Annotated in this window: 1 protein-coding gene; it reads right to left on the bottom strand. The window is 40.0% G+C overall.

Going from position 1 to position 280, the window contains the following annotated elements; translation table 11 throughout:
- The coding region (locus tag CWB76_RS16265) for an ATP-binding protein (RefSeq protein ID WP_249363187.1) at positions 1-280 on the bottom strand (280 nt) is incomplete at both ends.

Here is a 280-nt window from a genome sequence, read left to right as displayed (position 1 = left end):
GAAAAAGGCAGTTCAACGGTAAATTCACTTCCAATCCCTTCATGGCTTGTTACATGTATAGTACCAAGCATTAGCTCGGTTAAGCTTTTACAAATTGAAAGACCAAGCCCTGTTCCACCGAACGCTCGCGTAATTGAGCTTTCTGCTTGAGTGAACGGGTTGAAAATTTTTCTTAACTGAGATTGGCTCATTACTTTACCGTTATCACTTAAAAAAAAACGCAATGTAAAGTGCTCGGCGGAGTTTTTTGCTACAGCTACTGATATTCTTACTTTCCCCT

Source organism: Pseudoalteromonas sp. S1609 (genome assembly GCF_005887255.1).
Taxonomy (GTDB): Bacteria; Pseudomonadota; Gammaproteobacteria; order Enterobacterales; family Alteromonadaceae; genus Pseudoalteromonas.
This window is presented reverse-complemented; position numbering and strand designations above follow the sequence as displayed.